Source organism: Microbacterium sp. K27, assembly GCF_004794435.1.
GTDB lineage: Bacteria > Actinomycetota > Actinomycetes > Actinomycetales > Microbacteriaceae > Microbacterium > Microbacterium maritypicum_A.
Genome location: NZ_SSDK01000041.1, coordinates 246,355 through 268,591, shown reverse-complemented (window position 1 = coordinate 268,591; position 22,237 = coordinate 246,355). Strand labels below are relative to the sequence as shown.

Annotated in this window: 16 protein-coding genes and 1 tRNA gene; 13 read left to right on the top strand and 4 right to left on the bottom strand. The window is 67.4% G+C overall.

Annotated features, from left to right (window positions below; translation table 11 throughout):
* Positions 1 to 142 precede the first annotated feature (142 nt).
* From gltB to DW307_RS12655, 4 genes are all read left to right on the top strand, one after another.
* Positions 143 to 4,666, top strand: coding sequence for a glutamate synthase large subunit (gene gltB / locus DW307_RS12670; protein ID WP_136024933.1), 4,524 nt, complete (start codon positions 143 to 145; stop codon positions 4,664 to 4,666).
* On the top strand, positions 4,659 to 6,125 hold the full coding sequence (locus DW307_RS12665; protein WP_029265363.1) for a glutamate synthase subunit beta: 1,467 nt from the start codon (positions 4,659 to 4,661) through the stop codon (positions 6,123 to 6,125). Before gltB ends, DW307_RS12665 begins: the two co-directional genes overlap by 8 nt.
* 58 nt (positions 6,126 to 6,183) lie before the next feature.
* Positions 6,184 to 7,632 carry a pyruvate kinase gene (pyk, locus tag DW307_RS12660; RefSeq protein ID WP_021200591.1) on the top strand — a complete coding sequence of 483 codons (1,449 nt, stop codon included), beginning with the start codon at positions 6,184 to 6,186 and terminating at the stop codon, positions 7,630 to 7,632.
* 79 nt (positions 7,633 to 7,711) lie between these two features.
* A complete protein-coding gene (locus DW307_RS12655) occupies positions 7,712 to 8,398 on the top strand; it encodes an esterase/lipase family protein (protein ID WP_029265364.1) in 687 nt (228 codons plus the stop codon).
* A 22-nt stretch (positions 8,399 to 8,420) separates the two neighbouring features.
* Here the strand turns inward: DW307_RS12655 and DW307_RS12650 are convergent, their stop codons facing one another.
* Both DW307_RS12650 and DW307_RS12645 read right to left on the bottom strand, forming a co-directional pair.
* Entirely contained in the window at positions 8,421 to 9,680 is a 1,260-nt protein-coding gene (locus DW307_RS12650) for an alpha/beta fold hydrolase (RefSeq protein WP_136024899.1), read from the bottom strand.
* Between the two features lie 83 nt (positions 9,681 to 9,763).
* A tRNA-Leu gene (locus DW307_RS12645) sits at positions 9,764 to 9,846 on the bottom strand.
* 100 nt (positions 9,847 to 9,946) lie between these two features.
* On the opposite strand from DW307_RS12645, the gene DW307_RS12640 reads away from it, so the two are divergent.
* Positions 9,947 to 10,567, top strand: coding sequence for an ANTAR domain-containing response regulator (locus DW307_RS12640; protein ID WP_017830602.1), 621 nt, complete (start codon positions 9,947 to 9,949; stop codon positions 10,565 to 10,567).
* 2 nt (positions 10,568 to 10,569) lie between these two features.
* A complete protein-coding gene (locus tag DW307_RS12635) occupies positions 10,570 to 11,145 on the top strand; it encodes a GNAT family N-acetyltransferase (protein ID WP_240750645.1) in 576 nt (191 codons plus the stop codon).
* Here DW307_RS12635 and DW307_RS12630 read toward each other — a convergent pair.
* The gene (locus DW307_RS12630; RefSeq protein ID WP_021200587.1) at positions 11,120 to 11,548 is read right to left on the bottom strand and encodes a hotdog fold thioesterase; all 429 of its coding nucleotides are present in this window, start codon (positions 11,546 to 11,548) and stop codon (positions 11,120 to 11,122) included. The two genes, DW307_RS12635 and DW307_RS12630, sit on opposite strands and share 26 nt — an antisense overlap.
* A 45-nt stretch (positions 11,549 to 11,593) precedes the next feature.
* Between DW307_RS12630 and polA the strand changes: the two genes are divergently transcribed.
* From polA to DW307_RS12595, 7 genes are all read left to right on the top strand, one after another.
* Positions 11,594 to 14,227 carry a DNA polymerase I gene (polA, locus tag DW307_RS12625; RefSeq protein ID WP_205810490.1) on the top strand — a complete coding sequence of 878 codons (2,634 nt, stop codon included), beginning with the start codon at positions 11,594 to 11,596 and terminating at the stop codon, positions 14,225 to 14,227.
* A gap of 41 nt (positions 14,228 to 14,268) precedes the next feature.
* Entirely contained in the window at positions 14,269 to 15,945 is a 1,677-nt protein-coding gene (locus tag DW307_RS12620; RefSeq protein WP_136024897.1) for a DUF885 domain-containing protein, read from the top strand.
* Positions 15,946 to 15,999: 54 nt separating this feature from the next.
* Positions 16,000 to 17,034, top strand: a complete 1,035-nt coding sequence (locus DW307_RS12615; RefSeq protein ID WP_136024896.1) for an LLM class flavin-dependent oxidoreductase — start codon at positions 16,000 to 16,002, stop codon at positions 17,032 to 17,034.
* 47 nt (positions 17,035 to 17,081) lie between these two features.
* Positions 17,082 to 18,434, top strand: coding sequence for an MFS transporter (locus DW307_RS12610; protein ID WP_029265370.1), 1,353 nt, complete (start codon positions 17,082 to 17,084; stop codon positions 18,432 to 18,434).
* A 34-nt stretch (positions 18,435 to 18,468) separates the two neighbouring features.
* Positions 18,469 to 19,224: an SGNH/GDSL hydrolase family protein gene (locus DW307_RS12605; protein WP_205810488.1), complete on the top strand. Its 756-nt coding sequence runs from the start codon at positions 18,469 to 18,471 to the stop codon at positions 19,222 to 19,224.
* Positions 19,225 to 19,255: 31 nt separating this feature from the next.
* A complete protein-coding gene (locus DW307_RS12600) occupies positions 19,256 to 20,002 on the top strand; it encodes a formylglycine-generating enzyme family protein (protein ID WP_136024895.1) in 747 nt (248 codons plus the stop codon).
* A gap of 79 nt (positions 20,003 to 20,081) precedes the next feature.
* On the top strand, positions 20,082 to 20,894 hold the full coding sequence (locus DW307_RS12595) for an arginase family protein (protein ID WP_136024894.1): 813 nt from the start codon (positions 20,082 to 20,084) through the stop codon (positions 20,892 to 20,894).
* 7 nt (positions 20,895 to 20,901) lie between these two features.
* Here the strand turns inward: DW307_RS12595 and DW307_RS12590 are convergent, their stop codons facing one another.
* On the bottom strand, positions 20,902 to 22,227 hold the full coding sequence (locus tag DW307_RS12590; protein ID WP_136024893.1) for an MFS transporter: 1,326 nt from the start codon (positions 22,225 to 22,227) through the stop codon (positions 20,902 to 20,904).
* Positions 22,228 to 22,237: the final 10 nt, after the last annotated feature.

Below are 22,237 nucleotides of genomic sequence, written 5' to 3'. Positions count from 1 at the left end.
GCCGCCTCGTGGCGGGAGAACCATTGCACTGAACGAGCGGGCCGACGTCGTCCCCGGGTTTCACTCGAAGATCTGAGGACGGTAACTGGTGTACTTCCAGCCCCCTTACGGCGCCTCCGGCGCATACCCCCCGAAGCAGGGCATGTACAACCCGGCGTTCGAGAAGGACGCCTGCGGCCTCGCCATGGTCGCGACCCTGCGCGGCGAAGCCGGGCACGACATCATCGCGTTGGCCCTCGAGGCCCTGCGCAACCTGGAGCACCGCGGAGCCATCGGCTCGGATGCGGGCACCGGGGACGGCGCCGGCATCCTGACGCAGATGCCCGATGCGTTCCTCCGCGCCGTCGTCGGCTTCGAACTGCCGCCCGTGGGGGAGTACGCGGCCGGACTGGCGTTCCTGCCCCGCGATTCGAGCGAGCGCCGCCAGCAGAAGGCCGGGATCGAGAAGATCGCCCGCTCCGAGGGCCTCCGGGTCCTCGGCTGGCGCGACGTCCCCACCGCCAACGAGAACCTCGGCAAGCTCGCCGATGAGGCCCGTCCTGCCTTCGAGCAGCTCTTCGTGAGCGCCGGCGGGGCGACCCACACCGATGCGCCGCTCACGGGCATCGCCCTCGACCGTGTCGCCTACCGGCTGCGCAAGCGCGCCGGTCACGAACTCGGCGCCTATTTCGTCTCGCTCTCGGCGCGCACGCTCGGCTACAAGGGCATGGTCACGACGCTCCAGCTCGAGCCGTTCTACCCCGACCTGCAGGATGAGCGCTTCGCGTCCGAACTCGCCGTGGTGCACTCCCGGTACTCCACGAACACGTTCCCCTCGTGGCCGCTCGCGCAGCCTCTGCGCATGCTCGCCCACAACGGTGAGATCAACACGGTCGGAGGCAACCGCAACTGGATGCGCGCCCGCCAGTCTCAACTCGAATCCGAACTGCTGGGCGACATCACCCCGCTCCTGCCCATCTGCACTGACGGTGCCAGCGACTCGGCCTCGTTCGACGAGGTGCTCGAACTGCTGACCCTCACCGGCCGCAGCCTGCCGCACGCCATCATGATGATGGTTCCTGAGGCCTACGAGAAGCAGGCCGACATCACACCGGAGCTGCGCTCGTTCTACGAGTACCACTCCAACCAGATGGAACCGTGGGACGGCCCTGCCGCCCTGATCTTCACCGACGGCACGCTCGTCGGTGCCACGCTCGACCGCAACGGCCTGCGTCCCGGACGCTGGACCGAGACGACCGACGGGCTCGTGGTCATCGGCTCCGAGACCGGCGTGCTGCAGTTCGAGCCGGAGCGCATCAAGCGCCGTGGTCGCCTGCAGCCCGGGAAGATGTTCCTCGTCGACACCGCGCAGCGCCGCATCGTCGAGGACAGCGAGATCAAGCACGACCTCGCCACGATGCACCCGTGGCGGGAGTGGCTGGACGCCGGTGCCGTGCGTCTTGCCGAGCTGCCGGAGCGCGAGCACATCGTGCACCCGCCGGCATCGATCACTCGCCGTCAGCGCACCTTCGGCTACACCGAGGAAGAGGTCCGCATCCTCCTCACCCCCATGGGGCAGACCGGCGTCGAGCCGCTCGGCGCCATGGGATCGGACACGCCGATCGCTGTGCTGAGCAAGCGTCCCCGGCTGTTGTTCGACTACTTCACGCAGCAGTTCGCGCAGGTGACCAACCCGCCTCTCGACTCGATCCGCGAAGAGGTCGTGACGAGCCTCAAGCTGGGCCTCGGCCCGGAGAGCAACCTGCTGTCGTGGGGGCCGGAGCACACCCGCACGGTCTCGCTCGACTTCCCGGTGATCGACAACGACGAGCTCGCGAAGATCCGCCACATCGACAAGGCCATGCCCGGCCGGTCGAGCGCGACCATCCGGGGTCTGTACCACTTCGATGCCGGGCCCCAGACGCTGCAGGACCGGCTCTCCGAGATGTGCGCAGAGGTGGACGAGGCGATCGAGAACGGCGCCGAGTTCATCATCCTGTCGGACCGCGACTCCAACAAGGACCTCACCCCGATCCCGTCTCTCCTCATGGTGTCGGCGATCCATCACCATCTCATCCGGCGCGAGAACCGCATGAAGGTCGGTCTCATCGTCGAAGCGGGTGACGTCCGCGAGGTGCACCACGTCGCGACGCTGATCGGCTACGGCGCCTCCGCCGTCAACCCGTACCTCGCTATGGAGACGGTCGAGCACCTCGTGCGCACCGGCTACATCAACGGCATCACGCCCGAGAAGGCGGTCAAGAACCTGATCTACGCGCTCGGCAAGGGCGTGCTCAAGATCATGTCGAAGATGGGCATCTCCACGGTGTCGTCGTACGCGGGCGCTCAGGTGTTCGAGGCGGTCGGCCTCAGCCAGGAGTTCATCGACGCGTACTTCACGCGCACCGAGTCCAAGCTCGGCGGTATCGGCATCGAGGAGATCTTCGCCGAGAACCAGGCGCGCCACGACTACGCGTATCCCGAGGATGCGGCCGCACGTGCGCACGAGCGTCTGTGGACCGGCGGCGAGTACCAGTGGCGTCGGGACGGTTCTCCGCACCTGTTCAATCCGGAGACGGTGTTCAAGCTGCAGCACTCGACGCGCACACGGCGGTACGACATCTTCCGCGAGTACACGAAGCTCGTCGACGAGCAGGCCGCAGAGCTGAAGACCCTGCGCGGACTCTTCACCCTGCGCACCGGCACACGCAAGCCCGTGCCGCTCGACGAGGTCGAACCGGTCTCCGCGATCGTCAAGCGGTTCTCCACGGGGGCGATGAGCTACGGCTCGATCTCCAGGGAAGCGCACGAGACCCTCGCGATCGCGATGAACAGCATCGGGGCCAAGTCGAACACGGGCGAGGGCGGCGAGGACCCTGATCGGCTGGTCGACCCCGAGCGCCGCAGCTCGATCAAGCAGGTCGCCTCCGGACGCTTCGGCGTCACGAGCCTCTACCTCACCGAGGCGGACGACATCCAGATCAAGCTCGCGCAGGGTGCCAAGCCTGGCGAGGGAGGTCAGCTGCCCCCGACCAAGGTGTACCCCTGGGTGGCACGTACACGTCACGCGACCGCCGGGGTGGGCCTGATCTCGCCGCCGCCGCATCACGACATCTACTCGATCGAAGACCTCAAGCAGTTGATCTTCGACCTGAAGAGAGCGAATCCCGAGGCACGCATCCACACCAAGCTGGTGAGCCAGTCGGGCATCGGTGCGGTGTCGGCGGGTGTCGCGAAGGCACTGAGCGACGTCATCCTGGTCTCCGGTCACGACGGGGGAACGGGTGCCAGCCCGCTGAACTCGCTCAAGCACGCCGGTACGCCGTGGGAGCTCGGTCTCGCCGAGACGCAGCAGACGCTCATGCTCAACGGCATGCGCGACCGTGTGGTCGTGCAGGTCGACGGGCAGCTCAAGACCGGTCGCGATGTGATCATCGGAGCCCTGCTGGGAGCCGAGGAGTTCGGCTTCGCCACGGCTCCGCTCGTGGTCAGCGGCTGCATCATGATGCGCGTATGCCACCTCGACACCTGCCCGGTGGGCGTCGCGACCCAGAACCCGGTGCTGCGCGAGCGGTTCACGGGCAAGCCCGAGTTCGTCGTGAACTTCATGGAGTTCATCGCGGAGGAGGTGCGCGAGCTCCTCGCCGAACTCGGATACCGCTCGATCGACGAGATCGTCGGCCGTGCCGACCTCATCGAGGTGAACGCCGCTGTCGTGCACTGGAAGGCCGAGGGGCTCGACCTCACTCCGGTGCTCGAAGGACCGGTGTTCCCTGCGGGTGAGCCGCGTCGCAGCGGGCGCACACAGGATCACGAGCTCGAGAAGCACTTCGACGTGCAGCTCATCGACATCGCGAAGGGGGCGCTCCTCAACGGCGAACCCGTCGTGGTGGAGCTGCCCATCGCCAACACCGAGCGCGCCGTGGGCACGATGCTGGGTCACCAGGTGACCTCGCGGCACGGGGCGGCGGGTCTGCCGCAGGGCACGATCGACGTCACGCTGCACGGCACCGCCGGACAGTCGCTCGGCGCGTTCCTGCCGCCGGGGATCGTGCTCCGCCTCGAGGGCGATGCGAACGACTACGTCGGCAAGGGGCTCTCCGGCGGCGACATCACGATCCGCCCGCCGCGCGGCTCCGCGATCGCTCCGCACGAGAACGTGATCGCCGGCAACGTGATCGGCTACGGCGCGACCTCGGGGACGATGTTCATCTCGGGCGTCGTCGGCGAGCGCTTCCTCGTGCGCAACTCCGGTGCGACCGCTGTCGTCGAGGGCGTGGGTGACCACGCTCTGGAGTACATGACGGGTGGTCTGGCCGTGATCCTCGGGTCGACCGGGCGCAACTTCGGCGCCGGCATGTCCGGGGGAGTGGCGTATGTGCACGCGCTCGACACGAGCAAGGTGAACGCGCAATCCCTCGGGAGTGGAGAGCTGCTGCTCGAACCGCTCGATCGAGCGGACCTCGAGGTGCTGCGCAGCCTGCTGGTCGCGCATGTCGAGCGCACGGCGTCGCCGTTGGCCTCGTCCTTCCTCGAGAGCTTCGAGGAGACCGCTGCAGAGTTCGTGAAGGTGCTGCCTCGTGACTTCGCCGCTGTGCGGAGCATGCGCGAGGAGGCGCTGGCCGAGGGGATCGACCCCGACGGCGACATCGTGTGGAACCGCATCCTGGAGGTGACCGGTGGCTGATCCCAAAGGCTTTCTGAAGGTGACCGAGCGGGAACTCCCCGCACGACGTCCGGTGCCGGTGCGCATCATGGACTGGAAAGAGGTCTACGAGCCCGGTGACAAGCAGGTGCTCCGTCGTCAGGCCGGCCGTTGCATGGACTGCGGTGTGCCGTTCTGCCACCAGGGGTGCCCGCTCGGCAACCTGATCCCCGAGTGGAACGACCTGACGTGGCGCGGTGAGGGTCGCGCGGCGATCGAGCGTCTGCACGCCACCAACAACTTCCCTGAGTTCACGGGACGGCTGTGCCCTGCGCCGTGCGAGAGCTCGTGCGTGCTCGGCATCAACCAGCCGGCCGTGACCATCAAGCAGATCGAGGTCTCGATCATCGACGAGGCGTTCGCGAAGGGCTGGGTCGAACCCGAGCCGCCGGAGCGCCTGACGGGCAAGACCGTCGCTGTCGTCGGATCGGGACCGGCGGGTCTCGCCGCCGCGCAGCAGCTCACCCGCGCCGGGCACACCGTCGCGGTCTTCGAGCGTGACGACCGCATCGGAGGTCTGCTCCGCTACGGCATCCCCGACTTCAAGATGGAGAAGACCCAGCTCGAGTCGCGTCTTCGTCAGATGCAGGAGGAGGGCACCCGCTTCCGTGCCGGTGTCGAGATCGGCAAGGACATCTCCTGGCCCGATCTGCGCGCGCGGTACGACGCGGTCGTCATCGCCACCGGATCCACGGTTCCTCGCGATCTCGCGATCCCCGGCCGTGACCTCGACGGGGTGCATTTCGCCATGGAGTACCTCGTGGAGTCGAACCACGCGGTCGCGGGAGACAAGGTCGCCGATCAGATCAGCGCCGAGGGCAAGCACGTCATCGTGATCGGCGGCGGTGACACCGGAGCGGACTGCATCGGCACCGCTCACCGTCAGGGCGCACTCAGCGTCACCAACCTCGCGATCGGCAAGCAGCCGGGTGTCACGCGTCCCGACCACCAGCCGTGGCCGATGATGCCGACCGTGTTCGAGGTCTCGTCTGCGCACGAGGAGGGCGGCGAGCGGGTGTTCCTCGCGTCGACCGTCGAGTTCCTCGGAAACGAGGTCGGCGAGGTCCGAGCCCTGCGTGTCGCCGAGACCGAGTACGTCGATGGACGCCGTGTGCCCAAGAGCGGCACCGAGAGGGAGATCCCGGCCGACCTCATCCTGATCGCGATGGGATTCACCGGTCCCGAGCAGGGCGGATACACCGAGGACACGCTTCCGCAGGTGACCGACCGGGGTGCGTTCCGTCGCGACTCCTCGTACGAGTCGACGGTTCCCGGCGTGTTCGTGGCCGGCGACGCCGGACGCGGTCAGTCGCTCATCGTCTGGGCCATCGCCGAAGGGCGTGCGGCGGCGGCGAACGTCGACCGGTTCCTGATGGGCACCACCGTGCTGCCCGAGCCGGTGCGCCCGAGTGATGTCGCGATCGGTCTCCAGCCCGCGTAGGCTGAGGCCGGCACCGTCGCCTGATTTACCTTCCCCCACTTCTACCCTGGAGAAATCTTTGAGACGCGCGAAAATCGTCGCCACCCTGGGCCCCGCCACCTCCACCTATGAGACGGTGCGCGCACTGATCGATGCGGGGGTGGATGTCGCTCGACTGAACCTCAGCCACGGCGACTACTCCGTGCACGAGAACAACTACGCCAACGTGCGTCGTGCCGCAGAAGACGCCGGCCGTGCCGTCGCCATCCTCGTCGACCTGCAGGGCCCGAAGATCCGTCTCGGCAAGTTCGAGAACGGCCCCTACGAACTCGCCAAGGGCGACATCTTCAAGATCACCACCGAGGACATCATCGGCAACAAGGACATCAGCGGGACGACCTTCAAGGGTCTGCCGCATGACGTCAAGCCGGGAGACTTCCTCCTGATCGACGACGGCAAGGTCCGGGTCGAGGTCGTCGAGACCGACGGCGTCACCGTCACGACCAAGGTCATCGTCGCCGGTGCCGTGTCCAACAACAAGGGCATCAACCTGCCCGGCGTCGCCGTCAACGTCCCCGCGCTGAGCGAGAAGGACGAAGACGACCTGCGCTGGGGTCTGCGCATCGGTGCCGACCTGATCGCCCTGTCGTTCGTGCGCAACGCCGCCGACGTCGAGCGTGTGCACGAGATCATGGCGGAAGAGGGCGTCCGCGTCCCTGTCATCGCCAAGGTCGAGAAGCCGCAGGCCGTCGACGCGCTCGAAGAGATCGTCGACGCGTTCGACGCGATCATGGTCGCTCGTGGCGACCTCGGTGTGGAACTTCCGCTCGAGGCCGTGCCGATTGTGCAGAAGCGCGCCGTCGAGATCGCGCGTCGCATGGCCAAGCCGGTCATCGTCGCGACGCAGATGCTCGAGTCGATGATCAGCAGCCCGGTGCCGACCCGCGCCGAGACCTCGGATGTCGCGAACGCCGTGCTCGACGGCGCGGACGCGGTCATGCTGTCGGGTGAGACCAGCGTCGGCGACTACCCGGTGGTCGTCGTCGAGACCATGGCGCGGATCATCGCGTCCACGGAAGAGCACGGCTTGGAGCGCATCGCGCCCCTCACGACCAAGCCCCGCACCCAGGGTGGTGCCATCACGCTTGCTGCTCTCGAGGTCGCCGAGTTCGTCGACGCGAAGTTCCTCTGCGTGTTCACCCAGTCGGGCGACTCCGCGCGTCGTCTGTCGCGCCTGCGCTCGCGCATCCCGATGATCGCGTTCACGCCCGAGCCGGGCATCCGTCGCCGTATGGCGCTGACCTGGGGCATCCGTTCGACCCTGGTCGACATGGTGCAGCACACCGACCTGATGTATCACCAGGTCGACGAGTATCTGCTCGGTAACGGTCTCGCCGAGGAAGGGGACAAGGTCGTCGTGATCTCCGGCTCCCCTCCCGGAATCGTCGGATCGACGAACGACCTTCGTGTGCACAAGGTCGGCGATGCGATCCGCGGTGCAGCTCCGATCTACAAGGCCGGCGTCTGACGCACAGCATCCAGAGGGGGCGGGACTTCGGTCCCGCCCCCTCTGTCATGCGCATCGGGTAGTTTTCACTCATGGAGCCGTGGTGTCGTCGGAGGAGCCTGTCATCGGCGTGCTGAAGAACGCGGGGTGGTGGATCGCCGACTACGTGTACGCCGGGTACTGGCAGGTGCGCGCGATGTTCGGCCGCACCGATCCGGCATCCTTCGCATCCGGGAGTGCTGCGCACATCATCGTCCTTCCGGGCGTCTATGAGACGTGGCGGTTCCTGCAGCCGCTCGTCGCCGCCATGCACGACCGCGGGCATCCGGTCCACATCGTCGATACGCTTCACCGGAATCAGCGACCGGTGGCGGACATGGCGCGAGCCGTGGAGGCGTTCCTGACGGAGAACGGGCTCGACGATGTGATCCTCGTCGCCCACAGCAAAGGGGGTCTCGCGGGAAAGGTCGTGATGACGGGTCCCGCGGGCGAGCGAGTGCGTTCGATGCTCGCGATCGCGACCCCGTTCGGGGGTTCGCGCTATGCCCGGCTCATGCTGTCGCGGACTCTGCGGGAGTTCTCACCGGAAGACCCGTCGATCGTGAGCCTCGCGCAGCAGCTCACGGTGAACGAGCGGATCGTGTCGGTCTATGCGGCGTTCGACCCCCATATCCCGGAGGGGAGCGAACTCGCCGGAGCCAAGAACGTCCGCCTCGACACGGGCGGGCACTTCCGGATCCTCGCGAATCCTCGGGTCTTGGCGGAACTCGCGGTCCTCGCGGAATAGTTCGTCGCCGAGGATCAGAAGGTCACCGGCAGCCGTCAGCCTCTGCGCGGTCTCCGTCCAGCGTCGGGAGCCACAGCAGCAGGTCCGGCAGGGAGGCATAGGCGGCGAGGCCATGGCTGACGCCGGGGTAGCGGTGGAACGTCACCTCGGCGTTCTGCGTGCACAGCAGCTTCACGTAGCCCTCGGTCGCGCTCGGCAGCACGAGTTCGTCGGCTTCTCCCTGGCCGACGAAGACGGGCACTCTGAGGGGACTGTTCCCCGCACTGTTCTCCCGCAGCATCGTCTGCCACGGCTCGGTCGTGGCGGGGTCGCTCCGAACATACCCGCCGACCAGCGGGTCGGCGATCGCGTGGATCTCCTCGTTCTGCGTGAGCAGGCACAGCGCGGCCATGTCCGGCGTCGCCTTCAGCCCGGCGGGCGTGAGGATGTCTGTGATCTCCGTGGCGCCGTACTGCTCGGCGTAGGCGGCCTCGTAGGCCGGGACGGCGAAGGAGGCGATCGTGACGCCGGAGAGGTTCACGATGTCGTCGGTCATCAGAGCGTTCAGGTTCGCTGCGGGGGCCGCCACAGCGACACCTTCGATCGTGAGCTCGTGCGCGTACTCCGCTGCACGTTCCGCAGCGAAGAGCACAGCCTGCCCGCCTTGCGAGTGTCCCCACAGCACGACCCGGTCGCTCACGTGTGCGTCGTCGATCCGTCGCGCCGCCCGGACGATGTCGAGCACACTGTTGGACTCGGGCACGCCGAGCAGATACGACGACGCGCCTTCGACGCCGAGCCCCGGATAGTCGGTGGCCACGACCGCGTAGCCCTCGGCGAGCAGCTCATGCATCCCCTCGATGTACTGGAACGGATCCAGGCCGCGTGAAGGCGCACACGTCGATGCCGCACCGGTGGTGGGATGGCCCCAGGAAATCACGGTGCGTCCGCCCTCGGGAGCAGGCCCGTCCGGGACGATCACCACGCCGGAGACAGGGATGTCTGCCCCCACGAGATCGCGGGAGTGGTAGATCACGCGCCACGCGACGGCGCCCACGGGTGCGCTCTCGATCGACTCGATGCGGATGATCTCGCCCGGATCTCCCCGGGGTGGGGGAGAGGGGAGGGTGTAGAACGCGGGATCCGCTCGGGCTTCGTCCTGCTCGGCGAGGGCTCTCCGTGTCACCTCGGCGGCGAGGAGCATGAGAGCCACGGCGAGGACGACGCCGATGACGATGAGGGCACGGCGCCGACGTCGCGGACGTGCAGCGTGTGCGGCAGGCAGCTCGTCGCCTCTGTGCATAAGGACTTTCTAGCGCACGGGGCCGTTTCGAGGGAGAGGACCGGCGGGCGCGGAGGAGAAGACGGAGGTAGTCTCATCGAGGGTGCCGGCGGTGGGACTCGAACCCACACGCCCTTTCGGACAAAGCATTTTGAGTGCTCCGCGTCTGCCATTCCGCCACGCCGGCTCGTGTGTCGCGTCTACGACTTTAGCGCAGACGAGGCGCGTGAACGTCCGCGCCGAGCGCCTACGGCCTGTGGACAGGGGCACTCCACTAGGATGGTTGTGTGACAGAGCAAGAAGAGCAGGCTGAGCAGCCCACGTCATCCGCACCCCGACGCGTCGTCGTCGCCGAAGATGAGTCGCTGATCCGTCTCGACATCGTCGAGATCCTCCGCGACAACGGCTTCGATGTCGTCGGTGAGGCCGGTGACGGAGAGACCGCTGTCGCTCTGGCGACCGAGCTGCGTCCCGACCTGGTCATCATGGACGTCAAGATGCCTCAGCTCGACGGCATCAGTGCCGCCGAGAAGCTGCACAAGGGCAACATCGCCCCCGTCGTCCTCCTCACGGCATTCAGCCAGAAGGAACTCGTCGAGCGTGCCAGCGAGGCGGGTGCTCTCGCGTACGTCGTGAAGCCGTTCACCCCGAACGACCTCCTGCCCGCGATCGAGATCGCGCTGGCCCGCCACGAGCAGATCATCACGCTCGAGGCTGAGGTCGCCGACATGGTCGAGCGCTTCGAGACCCGCAAGCTCGTCGACCGCGCCAAGGGTCTCCTCAACGAGAAGATGGGCCTGAGCGAGCCCGAGGCGTTCCGATGGATCCAGAAGGCGTCCATGGACCGCCGTCTGACGATGCAGGATGTCGCCAAGGCGATCATCGAACAGCTCGCTCCCAAGAAGTAGCGGTGGACGCCGGGATCCTCCGGCTCGATACCGAGCACATCCTGCGGCCCGTACGGCGGGGCGATGGCGCTGCGCTCTCGCGCGCCTATCTCGCGAACCGCGAGCATCTCGCACCGTGGGAACCCACCCGCAGCGAAGCGTTCTTCTCCGTCGCCTCGCAAGAGCAGCATGTGCAGCAATGCGTGGATGATGCGGCCAGTGGCCGTAGCATCCGCTTCGTCATCGAATCCGATGACGGAGAGATCCGCGGACGGATGAACATCAACAACATCGTCCGTGGCGCGTTCTGGAGCGCCGACCTCGGATACTGGGTCGACAGGTCGAGGCTGCACCGTGGGCTCGCGAGCCGCGGGGTCGCGCAGATCATCGAGTACTCGCGCGCAGAACTGCGCCTCCATCGGCTGCAGGCGGCGACGCTGCTGCACAACCTCGGGTCACAACGGGTGCTGCTCGGAAACGGCTTCGAGCGCATCGGTATGGCGCCGAGATACCTCCGCATCGCGGGGGAGTGGCAGGACCACCTGCTGTTCCAGCGACTGCTGGAGGAACCGCTCAGCGCTCGGCGGGAAGGTCCTTGATCATGTTGGTGATGCGGATCGTCGAGCAGCGACGCCCCTGATCGTCCGTGACCACGATCTCGTGAACGGTGATGCTCCTGCCCAGGTGCACGGGCGTGCACACTCCCGTGACGACACCCGAGGTCGCCGACCGCGTGTGCGTCGCGTTGATGTCGACACCGACGGCGAGTCGGCCGGCACCGGCGTGCAGGTTCGCCGCCATCGATCCGAGGGATTCCCCGAGCACCACGTAGGCGCCGCCGTGCATGAGTCCCACCGGCTGGGTGTTGCCTTCGACGGGCATGGTCGCGACGCAGCGCTCGACGCTGAACTCGACGAACTCCATGCCCATCTTCTCGGCCAGAGCACCCATTCCACGGGCCGTGGCCCAGTCGAGTCCCTCGCTCATCGCGACGTCGCTCATGCATCCTCCTCAGCGGGTGTCTGTCGTCCTCGTTAGGCTGACAGGGTGACGGACTCCGCAAAGCCTACCCTCATGGTCGTCGACGGCCACTCGCTCGCCTATCGTGCCTTCTTCGCCCTCCCGGTCGACAATTTCACGACCAAGGACAATCAGCACACCAACGGCATCTACGGCTTCCTGTCGATGCTGGTGAACCTCATCAAGGCCGAGCAGCCGACGCATCTGGCGATCGCCTTCGACACCTCGCGTCATTCGTTCCGCACGGATGAGTACCCGGAATACAAGGCGACGCGGTCGGAGTCGCCGCAGGAGTTCAAGGGTCAGATCCCTCTCCTTCAGGATTGCCTCGCCGCCATGTCCATCCCGGTCCTGACGAAAGAGGGGATCGAGGCCGATGACATCCTCGCGACCCTCGCGTCGCAGGGCGCGGAGCAGGGCTTCGAAGTGCTCGTCGTCTCCGGCGACCGCGACACGATCCAGCTCGTCAACGACGATGTCACCCTGCTGTACCCGTCGGTGCAGGGTGTCTCCCAGCTCAAGCGCTACGACCCGTCCACCGTTCAGGAGCGCTACGGGGTGCGACCAGAGCAGTACCCCGACATCGCGGCACTCGTCGGGGAGACGAGCGACAACCTCCCCGGCGTGCCGAAGGTCGGCGAGAAGACCGCGGTCAAGTGGCTCACGCAGTTCGGCTCGCTCGATGAGCTGATCGCCCGTGCCGATGAGATCAAGGGTGTGGTCGGCGGCAACCTCCGCGAACACATCGAGGACGTCCGTCGCAACCGCAAGCTCAACCGCCTGCTCACCGACGTCGAGCTTCCGGTCGGCCCCGCCGATCTCGCGGTGGCACCGATCGATCCGCAGGCTGTGCGTGACATCTTCGCGCGCCTCGAGTTCCGCACCCTGTTGCCTCGCGTGTTCGAGGCCGTGGGCGCAGGCGAGGTCGCCGACGACCCCGCATCCGTCGTCGTCCTTCCCGTCCCCGTTGAGGTGACGCCGACCGATCTCGCCACGTGGGCCGCGGCCCAGGAAGGCGACGTCTCTCTGCGCATCACGACCCAAGGCGGGGTCCCCGTGCGCATCGGTGCCGCCACGCTGACCGAGCTCCGCGAGACCGACTGGGCAGACGCCGCCGCCGAAGCGTTGCGCGGATGGATCGAGTCCGACGCGCCGAAGGTGCTCCACGACGCGAAGCCGCAGGTGAAGGCGCTGATCCGCCAGGGCATCCGCCTCGGCGGGCTCGCCTACGACACGAGCCTGGCTGGCTGGCTGCTGCGCCCCAGCTTCCCCGACAAGACGCTCTCCGATCTGGTCGAGCGCTACCTCGGCGAGAAGCTTCCCGAGGCCGATCCGACGCAGCTCGTCCCCGAGACGGAGGGGGCCACCCCGTCGCAGGAGGCATGGTTCGCGCTTCGCGTCGCCGATGCGCTTCGCGAAGACATCCCCGAGCCGGTCGCCGCGGTCCTGGTCGACATCGAGCTCCCGACACTGCTCACCCTCGCCGATATGGAGGTCGCGGGCGTGGCGGTTTCTCACGACGTGCTGTCGACATTCTCCGGTGAGCTCGCCACCCGAGCCGAAGGGCTCGCGCAGGAGGCGTTCTCCGTCGTGGGACGGGAGTTCAACCTCGGCTCGCCCAAGCAGCTCCAAGAGGTCCTGTTCGAAGACCTCCAGCTCCCCAAGACCCGCAAGACCAAGACCGGCTACTCGACGGATGCCGCGGTGCTGGCCGACCTGCAGGAGAGCAATCCCCATCCCTTCCTGAGCCTTCTGCTGCAGCATCGCGAAGCCACAAAGCTGCGCCAGATCATCGAGTCGCTCGACACGGCCATCGGCGACGACCACCGTGTGCACACGACCTATGTGCAGACCGGAAGCCAGACCGGTCGTCTCTCCAGCACCGATCCGAACCTGCAGAACATCCCGGTGCGCACCGAGGAATCTCGCCGCATCCGCAGTGCTTTCGAAGTCGGCGAGGGGTACGAGTCTCTGCTCACGGCTGACTACTCGCAGATCGAGATGCGCATCATGGCGCACCTGTCCGGTGACGAAGGATTGATCGAAGCGTTCAACAGCGGAGAAGACCTTCACCGCTTCGTCGGCGCGCGGGTGTTCGGCGTCGAGCCGAGCGACGTCACTGCGGCCATGCGCACCAAGGTGAAGGCCATGTCGTACGGTCTCGTCTACGGCCTCTCCGCCTTCGGTCTCTCCAAGCAGCTGCGTATCGAGCAGTCCGAGGCCAAGCAGCTCATGGTCGAGTACTTCGCACGTTTCGGCGCCGTGCGCGACTATCTGCGGGCCTCGGTGATGAAGGCGAAGGAGGTCGGCTACACCGAGACGATCTTCGGCCGCCGTCGTCCGTTCCCTGACCTGGCGAGTCCGAACCGGGTGCTGCGCGAGAACGCCGAGCGTGCGGCGCTCAACGCTCCGATCCAGGGCAGTGCGGCCGACATCATGAAGATCGCGCTCCTGCACATCCACGACGATCTCCGGTCCGAGCAGCTCTCCTCTCGCGTGCTGCTGCAGATCCACGACGAACTCGTGGTCGAGGTCGCTCCGGGGGAGTGGGATGCCACGGAGCGGATCGTGCGCGCCCGGATGGGGGATGCGGCCGAGCTCTCGGTGCCGCTCGACGTGCAGGTCGGACGCGGCCGCGACTGGAACGAAGCAGCGCACTGAGACCCGGCGGCGAGAGGGGGTCGGGGATTAGGCTGACAACTATGACTTCAGCTCCCCGCACTCCCTCCGCCATCGACGCCGTCGCCGATGAATGGGTCGACACGATCGCGGTACTGGCGCCCACTCTCGGGACCTACATCGGCCGCGACGAGGTGAACGATCGCTTCGGTGACCTGAGTCCCGCGGGGCATGAAGAGATCGCCGCTGCGACCCGCGCGACGCTCGACAGGCTCTCGGCCCTCGAGCCCGTCGACGCGATCGACGAGGTGACCAAGACCGACCTGGGCGCGGAGCTGCGTCTCGATCTCGAGTTGCACGACGCGAAGTGGCATCTGCGCGATCTCAACGTCATCGCCTCGGCGGCGCAGGATGTGCGCGCGGCCTTCGACCTGATGCCGACCGCGACCGTCGAGAACTGGGACGTGATCGCGACGAGGCTCGCCGCTGTTCCCGACGCCCTCCGTGGCTACGTCGAGACGCTGCGCACCGGTATCGCCGAGGGGGTGACGCCGGCACGTCGTCAAGTGATCGAGGTCGCGACGCAGATCGACCGTTACACCGCGGATGACGGATTCTTCGCCGCGTTCGTCGCGGAGGCCGACCCCGAAGAAGGCCAGCTGCCCGCCTCGCTCGCGCGTACTCTCGCCGACAACTCCGCCGCCGCACGCGTCGCGTACGACGAGCTGCGCCGCTTCCTCGCGGAGGAACTCGCCCCCGCCGCCGGAGAGGTCGACGCCGTCGGACGCGACCTGTACGCGCTCAACTCCCGTCGCTTCCTCGGGGCGACGATCGACCTCGACGAAACTTACGAGTGGGGCCGCGAAGAGCTCGCGCGCATGGTGGCGGAGCAGACCGCGATCGCGAATGAGATCCTGCCGGGGGCCTCCGTCGAAGAGGCCGTGGCCCACCTCGAAGCCGACCCTGCCCGCAAGCTCGTGGGCACCGACGCTCTCCAGAAGTGGATGCAGGAGACGAGCGATCGCGCGGTCGCCGAACTCGGAGCCTCCCACTTCGACATCCCCGAGGCGATCCGCACGCTCGAGTGCATGATCGCGCCCACCCAGGAAGGTGGCATCTACTACACGGGCCCGACCGACGACTTCTCGCGTCCCGGTCGTATGTGGTGGTCCGTTCCCGAGGGCGTCACGGAGTTCGACACCTGGCGAGAGCTCACCACCGTCTTTCATGAGGGCGTGCCGGGCCACCACCTGCAGATCGCCCAGGCCGTGTACAACCGGGCCGAGCTCAACTCCTGGCGCCGGCTGTTGGCCGGCACCTCGGGCCACGCCGAGGGGTGGGCCCTGTACGCCGAGCGTCTGATGGAGCAGCTCGGCTACCTCGACGATCCCGCCGATCGACTCGGCATGCTCGACGGACAGCGTATGCGGGCGGCCCGTGTGGTGCTCGACATCGGCGTACACCTGGGCAAGCCACGTCTCGATGGCACGGGAGTGTGGGATGCGGAGTATGCGCTCGACTTCATGCGCCAGAACGTGAACATGTCGGATCAGTTCGTGCAGTTCGAGGTGAACCGCTACCTGGGCTGGCCGGGGCAGGCTCCGTCGTACAAGGTCGGTCAGCGCATCTGGGAGCAGGTGCGTGACGGCGTCCGTGCGGCGGAGGGCGACGCCTTCTCCTTCAAGGGCTTCCACAAGCGCGCGCTCGACATGGGTGGGGTCGGCCTCGACACGCTGCGCAGCGCGCTGCTTCCGCGCTGACGGGAATGCGATTCGATCGCCGCGTGTTCATTCACCTGAATAGAGAGGGATGACATGGGCATCGAATTCGGGCTGGACACCTTCGGGGACATCACGAGGGACACAGACGGAGAGCTCCTCACCGGAGCGCAGACCATCCGCAACGTCGTGGAGCAGGCAGAGCTCGCTGACACGGTGGGCGTGGACTTCTTCGGGGTGGGGGAGCACCACCGCGCCGAGTTCGCGGTGTCCGCGCCGGAGATGGTGCTGGCCGCGATCGCGGCTCGCACGGAACACATCCGACTGGGCACCGCGGTGACCGTGTTGTCCTCCGACGATCCGGTACGCGTGTTCGAACGCTTCTCGACGCTGGACGCGCTTTCGGACGGTCGCGCCGAGGTCGTTCTCGGGCGCGGATCCTTCATCGAGTCTTTCCCCCTGTTCGGCTACGACCTCCGCGACTACGACGCACTGTTCGAGCAGAAGCTGGAGCTCTTCGTCGAGCTGCTCAAGGAAGAGCCCGTGACATGGTCGGGCACGATGCGGGCGTCGCTCGACAACGCGAACGTGTTCCCCAAGACCGAGAAGGGTCTTCGCACGTGGGTTGGCGTGGGCGGCAGCCCGGAATCCGTCGTGCGGGTCGCTCGTCACGGGCTCGGGCTCATGCTGGCGATCATCGGGGGACCGGCCCATCGGTTCAAGCCGTTCGTCGACCTCTACCACCGCTCCGTGGCGTCGTTCGGCACGACCTCGCACCCCGTTTCCGTTCATTCGCCGGGCCACATCGCCGAGACCGACGCGGAGGCCTGGGACGCGGCGTACTCCGGCTTCGAGGCGATGAACAACACCATCGGCCGCGAGCGCGGCTGGCCGGCATACAGCCGCGCGCGTTTCCAGAACGATGTCGGTCCGGAAGGGGCGATCTATGCGGGCTCACCGGATCGAGTCGCCGCGAAGATCGCCGACACGATCACGACCTTGGGTCTCGGACGGTTCGACCTGAAGTACGCGACAGGTACCCTGTCGCACGAGTCGATGATGCGCAGTATCGAGCTGTACGGCACCGAGGTCATCCCGCGGGTGCGCAAGATCCTCGCCGCGCACGACTGACGACATCTCGCGCGGCCTGTCCGGCGCTCGGCTCTACGATGAGGAGCATGGCCAACACCGCCCTGCCGAGCCGCTCATCGCTGGCCGAGCGCCTGGACGTCCTGCCGTTCACGCGTCGACACCTCCGGCTGCTCACCGGATCCGGGCTCGGATGGGCCCTGGACGCGATGGATGTCGGTCTGATCTCCTTCATCCTCGCGGCCCTCACGCAGCAGTGGGGACTGACCAAGGGCGAGGCGGGGTGGATCGCCTCGGTCGGTTTCATCGGGATGGCCATCGGTGCGACGCTCGGCGGTCTGCTGGCCGATCGCTTCGGTCGCCGCCAGGTGTTCGCACTCACCCTGCTCGTGTACGGCATCGCGACCGGGGCCAGCGCGCTCGTCGGCGGAATCGCAGCACTCCTCGTGCTGCGATTCCTCGTCGGGCTTGGTCTCGGTGCCGAGCTCCCGGTCGCGTCGACGTACGTGAGCGAGTTCGCTCCTGCTCGAATCCGCGGTCGTCTGATCGTCGTGTTGGAGGCCTTCTGGGCGCTCGGATGGACGGCAGCCGCCGTCATCGGGTTCCTGGTCATCCCGGCGTCCGACGACGGTTGGCGCTGGGCCTTCGCGCTCGGCGCGATTCCTGCCGTGTATGCCCTGTTCGTGCGGTGGCGGATGCCCGAGTCTCCGCGATGGCTCGCCTCGCGTGGACGCATCGCGGAAGCTGAACGAATCGTCTCGGCCTTCGAGGCTGATGCCGGTGTGGGGACGGCCCCGGCCATTCGGAAGGAGCCGGCGTCCCGCGCGATCGCGGTCACGGCTCGGGCCCGCCTCACCACGCTCTGGAACCCCGAGTTCCGCCTGCGCACCCTCTGCCTCTGGGTGGTGTGGCTGGGCGTGAACTTCGCCTACTACGGCGCGTTCATCTGGATTCCGAGCATCCTCGTGGACGCCGGGTTCGATCTCGTCCGCTCGTTCGGATTCACACTGATCATCACGCTCGCGCAGCTTCCGGGATACGCGGTCGCCGCGTGGCTGATCGAGGTCTGGGGGCGACGGCTCACCCTGTCGGTGTTCCTTCTGGGGTCGGCCGTCTCGGCTGTGATCTTCGGCACGGCCACGACCGAGGGGGCGATCATCGCTGCGGGTATGGCTCTGTCTTTCTTCAACCTCGGTGCCTGGGGCGCGCTGTACGCCGTCACGCCCGAGATCTATCCGACGTCGTTGCGGGGAACGGGCGCGGGCTGGGCCGCCGGGGTCGGCCGCATCGCGTCGATCGTGGCGCCGCTTTCCGTACCGGTCCTTCTGATCGCCGGTGGGGCTCCGCTGCTGTTCGCCGTGTTCGGCGTGTGCTTCCTCGGTGCGGCCGCCGCGGCATGGGGGCTCGTCGATCGGGGTGGTCAGGCTCTCGACGACCGTTGACGCCGCGCGTCGTGAGCCGCAATAGGCTGGGACGATGGCAGATGTGCGGTTCGTGGCGATCGGCGACTCGTTCACCGAGGGGGTCGGTGACGTTCTTCCGGATGGGCGGGAGCGCGGCTGGGCCGATCTCGCGGCCCAAGGCTGGGCGGACGCGGCGGGCCACTCCATCCAGTACGCGAACCTCGCGATCAGGGGCAAGCTCGCCTGGCCGATCGTCGAGCAGCAGCTCGAACCCGCGCTCGCCCTGCGCCCGACGCATCTCTCCTTCAACGGCGGTGGCAACGATATGCTGCGCCCGCGCACCGATGTCGAGCACATCGCCGATACCTTCAGTCGCGTGCTGCGGCGGTGCGATGAGGAGGGCGTCACCATGATCCTGCTCTCGGGTGCCAATCCCAGCGGGCAGCTCCCGATGGGCTCCCTCGTCCAGCGGCGCGGCGATCTGCTCTCCGACGCGGTGCTCCGGCGGATCGAGGAGCGCCCCGACGTGGTCCGAGCACTCAATTGGCCGGATCGTGAGCTCTCCCGCGGTGCGTACTGGGCGGATGACCGTCTGCACATGAACGCGGCGGGTCACCACCGTGTCGCTGCCCGCGTGCTGCACGCGCTCGGCTTCGAGCCCCCGGCGACATGGTGGGCCCCGAATGATCGACGGGGTACCGGGCCATCGGGGCTCGCCTACTACCGGGAGTTCGTCGGTCCCTGGGTCCGCCGACGCGTGACGCGCACCTCGTCGGGCGATGGCCGTACGGCGAAGTACCCGTCCTGGGTCGAACGAGTGCCCTCGTGATGCGAAGCGGTTCCTCGGTTGCGGGGGATCGGTGAGCGACTTCGAATTGGCGCGTATACCCGCCGGTGTCCTGACGCTGCACGATGCGCGTCGTGGCGAGCGGCGTGATGTGACACTCGAGCCGTTCCGGATCGGTGTGTATCCGGTGACGGAGGAGCAGCTCACCGAGGTGCTGGGCATCCCGGTGCGCCATCCGCGTCGCCCCGCCGCCGACCTCAGTTGGTTGCGCGCGATCCACTTCTGCAACGCCGCATCCGAATGGGAGGGCCTGGATCGGGTCTATCTGTTCGATGGCGAGGAGGTGACCTGGGACACGACCGCCGACGGGTACCGGCTCCCCACAGAAGCGGAGTGGGAGTTCGCCTGCCGCGCCGGGTCGACAGGTCCGCACTATGCGCCTCTTGCCGATGCGGCATGGACGAGTGCGGACGGGGTGTCCTCTCCGCAGGACATCGGCGGCAAGCTGCCGAACCTCAACGGTCTCTTCGACACGCTCGGCAACGTCTGGGAGTGGTGCTGGGACCTGTTGGATCCCGCCCGTTATGACGACTACCGCGTCTTCCGCGGCGGCGGGTTCGCCGACGACGCGTGGAGCGTGCGCGCATCGGTGCGTCGCGGGGGAGCACCTCGCATGCACCATGACGATGTCGGGTTCCGACTGGCGCGGGGTGCGTTCGACACGGTCGACGGTGCACAGGGCTGGTCCGCGCGCGCGGACCGCGAACGTGCTGTCCGGAATGGACCGTTGCCTTCCGGATGGACGCCTCGTCGGAGCTGAGACGCCGGTACCGCGCGGCCGCCGTGTCCGCATCACTCCACGTTTTGTCCTGTCATCCCGCGGATGGAAAGCTGGAGACATGGCACCTTCCTACGCGCTCATCGTCTCCCAAGGCCGAGTGGCCGATCGCACCGACGGAGCGCTCGTGGGGGCACGACGCGTGGGTGACGCGGTCTCGGCATTGCTGGAGATCGAACCGCACGTCGTCGGCACCCCGACACCGGGCCTGGTCGATGACTGGTCCGTCGCGCTTCCCGAAGCGGAGGCGACTCTGAGCGGATTGCGCGCAGCGGTGCACGACGCCATCTCTACGGGCGCGACACCCCTCCTGATCACGAACACCTGCGCGGCGAGCCTCGGCACTCTTCCCGCTGCTGCCGAGCACCATCCCGACGCCGTCGTGCTCTGGATCGACGCACACGGCGACTTCAACACTCCGGATACGACGGATTCGGGCTATCTCGGCGGTATGGTCCTGGCCGCGGCGTGCGGACTCTGGGACAGTGGGCACGGCGACGGCATCGATCCGACGCAGGTGATCGTGGTCGGCGGTCGCGACATCGACGTCGCTGAGGGTGAGTTGCTCGCCGAAGCGGGGGTCACCGTTCTCGCTCCTTCCGAGAGCACGCCGGAGCGCGTCCTCGAACTCGTCGCCGGACGTCCCGTGTGGATCCACGTCGATTGGGACGTGCTCGAACCCGGGTACATCCCCGCCGCCTACCGGGTCGGAGGCGGGTTGCTGCCTCACGACGTGGCGGCGATTTTCGCGGCGCTGCCGTCCGATTCGGTCCGGGGGATCGAACTCGCGGAGTTCGAAGCCGGCGACGAGGAGGTGCCGGAGCGCGTCAGCGTCGAGCTCATCGTGGAGACGCTGCAGCACCTGCTCCGATAGGGTGCGCTCAGCGCCGACGTTCCGGATCGAGGCCCATGCGGATGCGCGTCCGCTTGCGTTCGATGAGGATGAACACCGTGCCGATGATCCAGAGGGGGATCGGCATCAGGAACGCGATCCGGAAGGCCTCGAGCGAGTATGTCTCGGGAGTGCCGGCGCCCTGCAGGTCGAGTGCGAGGCCGATGAGGAAGATGGCGATGAGCGCGGCGATGAACCCTCCCGCGTTCGTCACACCGGTGGCGGTGCTCAGACGGTGGGTGGGGTTGTGCGTCCGCGCATGGTCGAACGCGATCATGGAGGCGGGCCCTCCGGTCGCGAGGGCGATCGCCAGCACATAGAGGAGCCAGATGGGCGCGGTGTCGGGCACAGCGATGACAGCGACCCACGCTGCCATCTGCACCCCGACGGCGGGGAGCACCAGCGCGAGCGACCGGTGATTCGGAAGCCGCCGGGAGAGGTCGCCGATGAGGGGTCCCAGAAGCATGCCGGCCACGACATATACGGAGATGATTCCCGCGGCGTGGGCTGTATCGAGCCCTTCCGCCGCGGTGAGGAAGGGCATTCCCCAGAGCAGCACGAACGCGGTACCCGCGAACGGGGTCGTGAAGTGCGACCAGAAGGCCAGCCGCGTGCCCGGGTGTGCCCAGGCGGCACGTATGCCGACACCGGTATCTATGGCGGAGGTGACGACGCGGACGACACCGGTATCGGTGTTCACCGTGACGTCGGCGCCGCGCTCTGCGGGATGGTTGCGAATCACCAGCGCCACGAGGATGGTGAACAGCACACCGAGGCCCGCGATGCTGCCGAAGGTGATGGTCCAGTTGGTGGCGTGCAGGAGTGCGGCCAGTGGGACCAGGGCGATCAGCTGGCCGGCTTGACCGATGATGCCGGTGAACTGGACCATGAGCGGCCCGCGTTGGGCGGGAAACCAGGTCGCGACGAGTCGTAGCACCGCGGGGAAGATCGCGGCATCACCGGCACCGAGCAGGACACGCGCGAAGATCGCGATGCCGATGCTGGGGGAGAGGGCCATGGTCAGCTGGCCCGCGGCCATCAGCAGCATGCCGACAGTCATGATCGGGCGCGAGCCGAAGCGATCGAGGAGCACTCCGATCGGGATCTGCATTCCGCCGTACACGGCGAGTTGGACCACGGCGAAAAGAGCGAGTGTCGATGCATCCGCCTGGAAGCGGTCGGCCGCTTCGACGCCGACAGCGCCGAGCGATGTGCGGTTCGTGATGGCCAACACGTAAGCGGCGACTCCGACCGACCAGATCACCCAGGCTCTCCACCCCGGTGTCGATACGGGGGAGGGGGAGACCTGCGGCACGCCTCAACGC

Excerpts from the sequence above, each read along its gene's own strand:
- gltB (WP_136024933.1), top strand. The coding sequence starts at position 143 with ATGTACAACCCGGCGTTCGAGAAGGACGCCTGCGGCCTCGCCATGGTC.
- DW307_RS12650 (WP_136024899.1), bottom strand. The coding sequence starts at position 9,680 with ATGCACAGAGGCGACGAGCTGCCTGCCGCACACGCTGCACGTCCGCGA.
- DW307_RS12630 (WP_021200587.1), bottom strand. The coding sequence starts at position 11,548 with ATGAGCGACGTCGCGATGAGCGAGGGACTCGACTGGGCCACGGCCCGT.
- DW307_RS12620 (WP_136024897.1), top strand. The coding sequence starts at position 14,269 with ATGACTTCAGCTCCCCGCACTCCCTCCGCCATCGACGCCGTCGCCGAT.
- DW307_RS12615 (WP_136024896.1), top strand. The coding sequence starts at position 16,000 with ATGGGCATCGAATTCGGGCTGGACACCTTCGGGGACATCACGAGGGAC.
- DW307_RS12610 (WP_029265370.1), top strand. The coding sequence starts at position 17,082 with ATGGCCAACACCGCCCTGCCGAGCCGCTCATCGCTGGCCGAGCGCCTG.
- DW307_RS12605 (WP_205810488.1), top strand. The coding sequence starts at position 18,469 with ATGGCAGATGTGCGGTTCGTGGCGATCGGCGACTCGTTCACCGAGGGG.
- DW307_RS12595 (WP_136024894.1), top strand. The coding sequence starts at position 20,082 with ATGGCACCTTCCTACGCGCTCATCGTCTCCCAAGGCCGAGTGGCCGAT.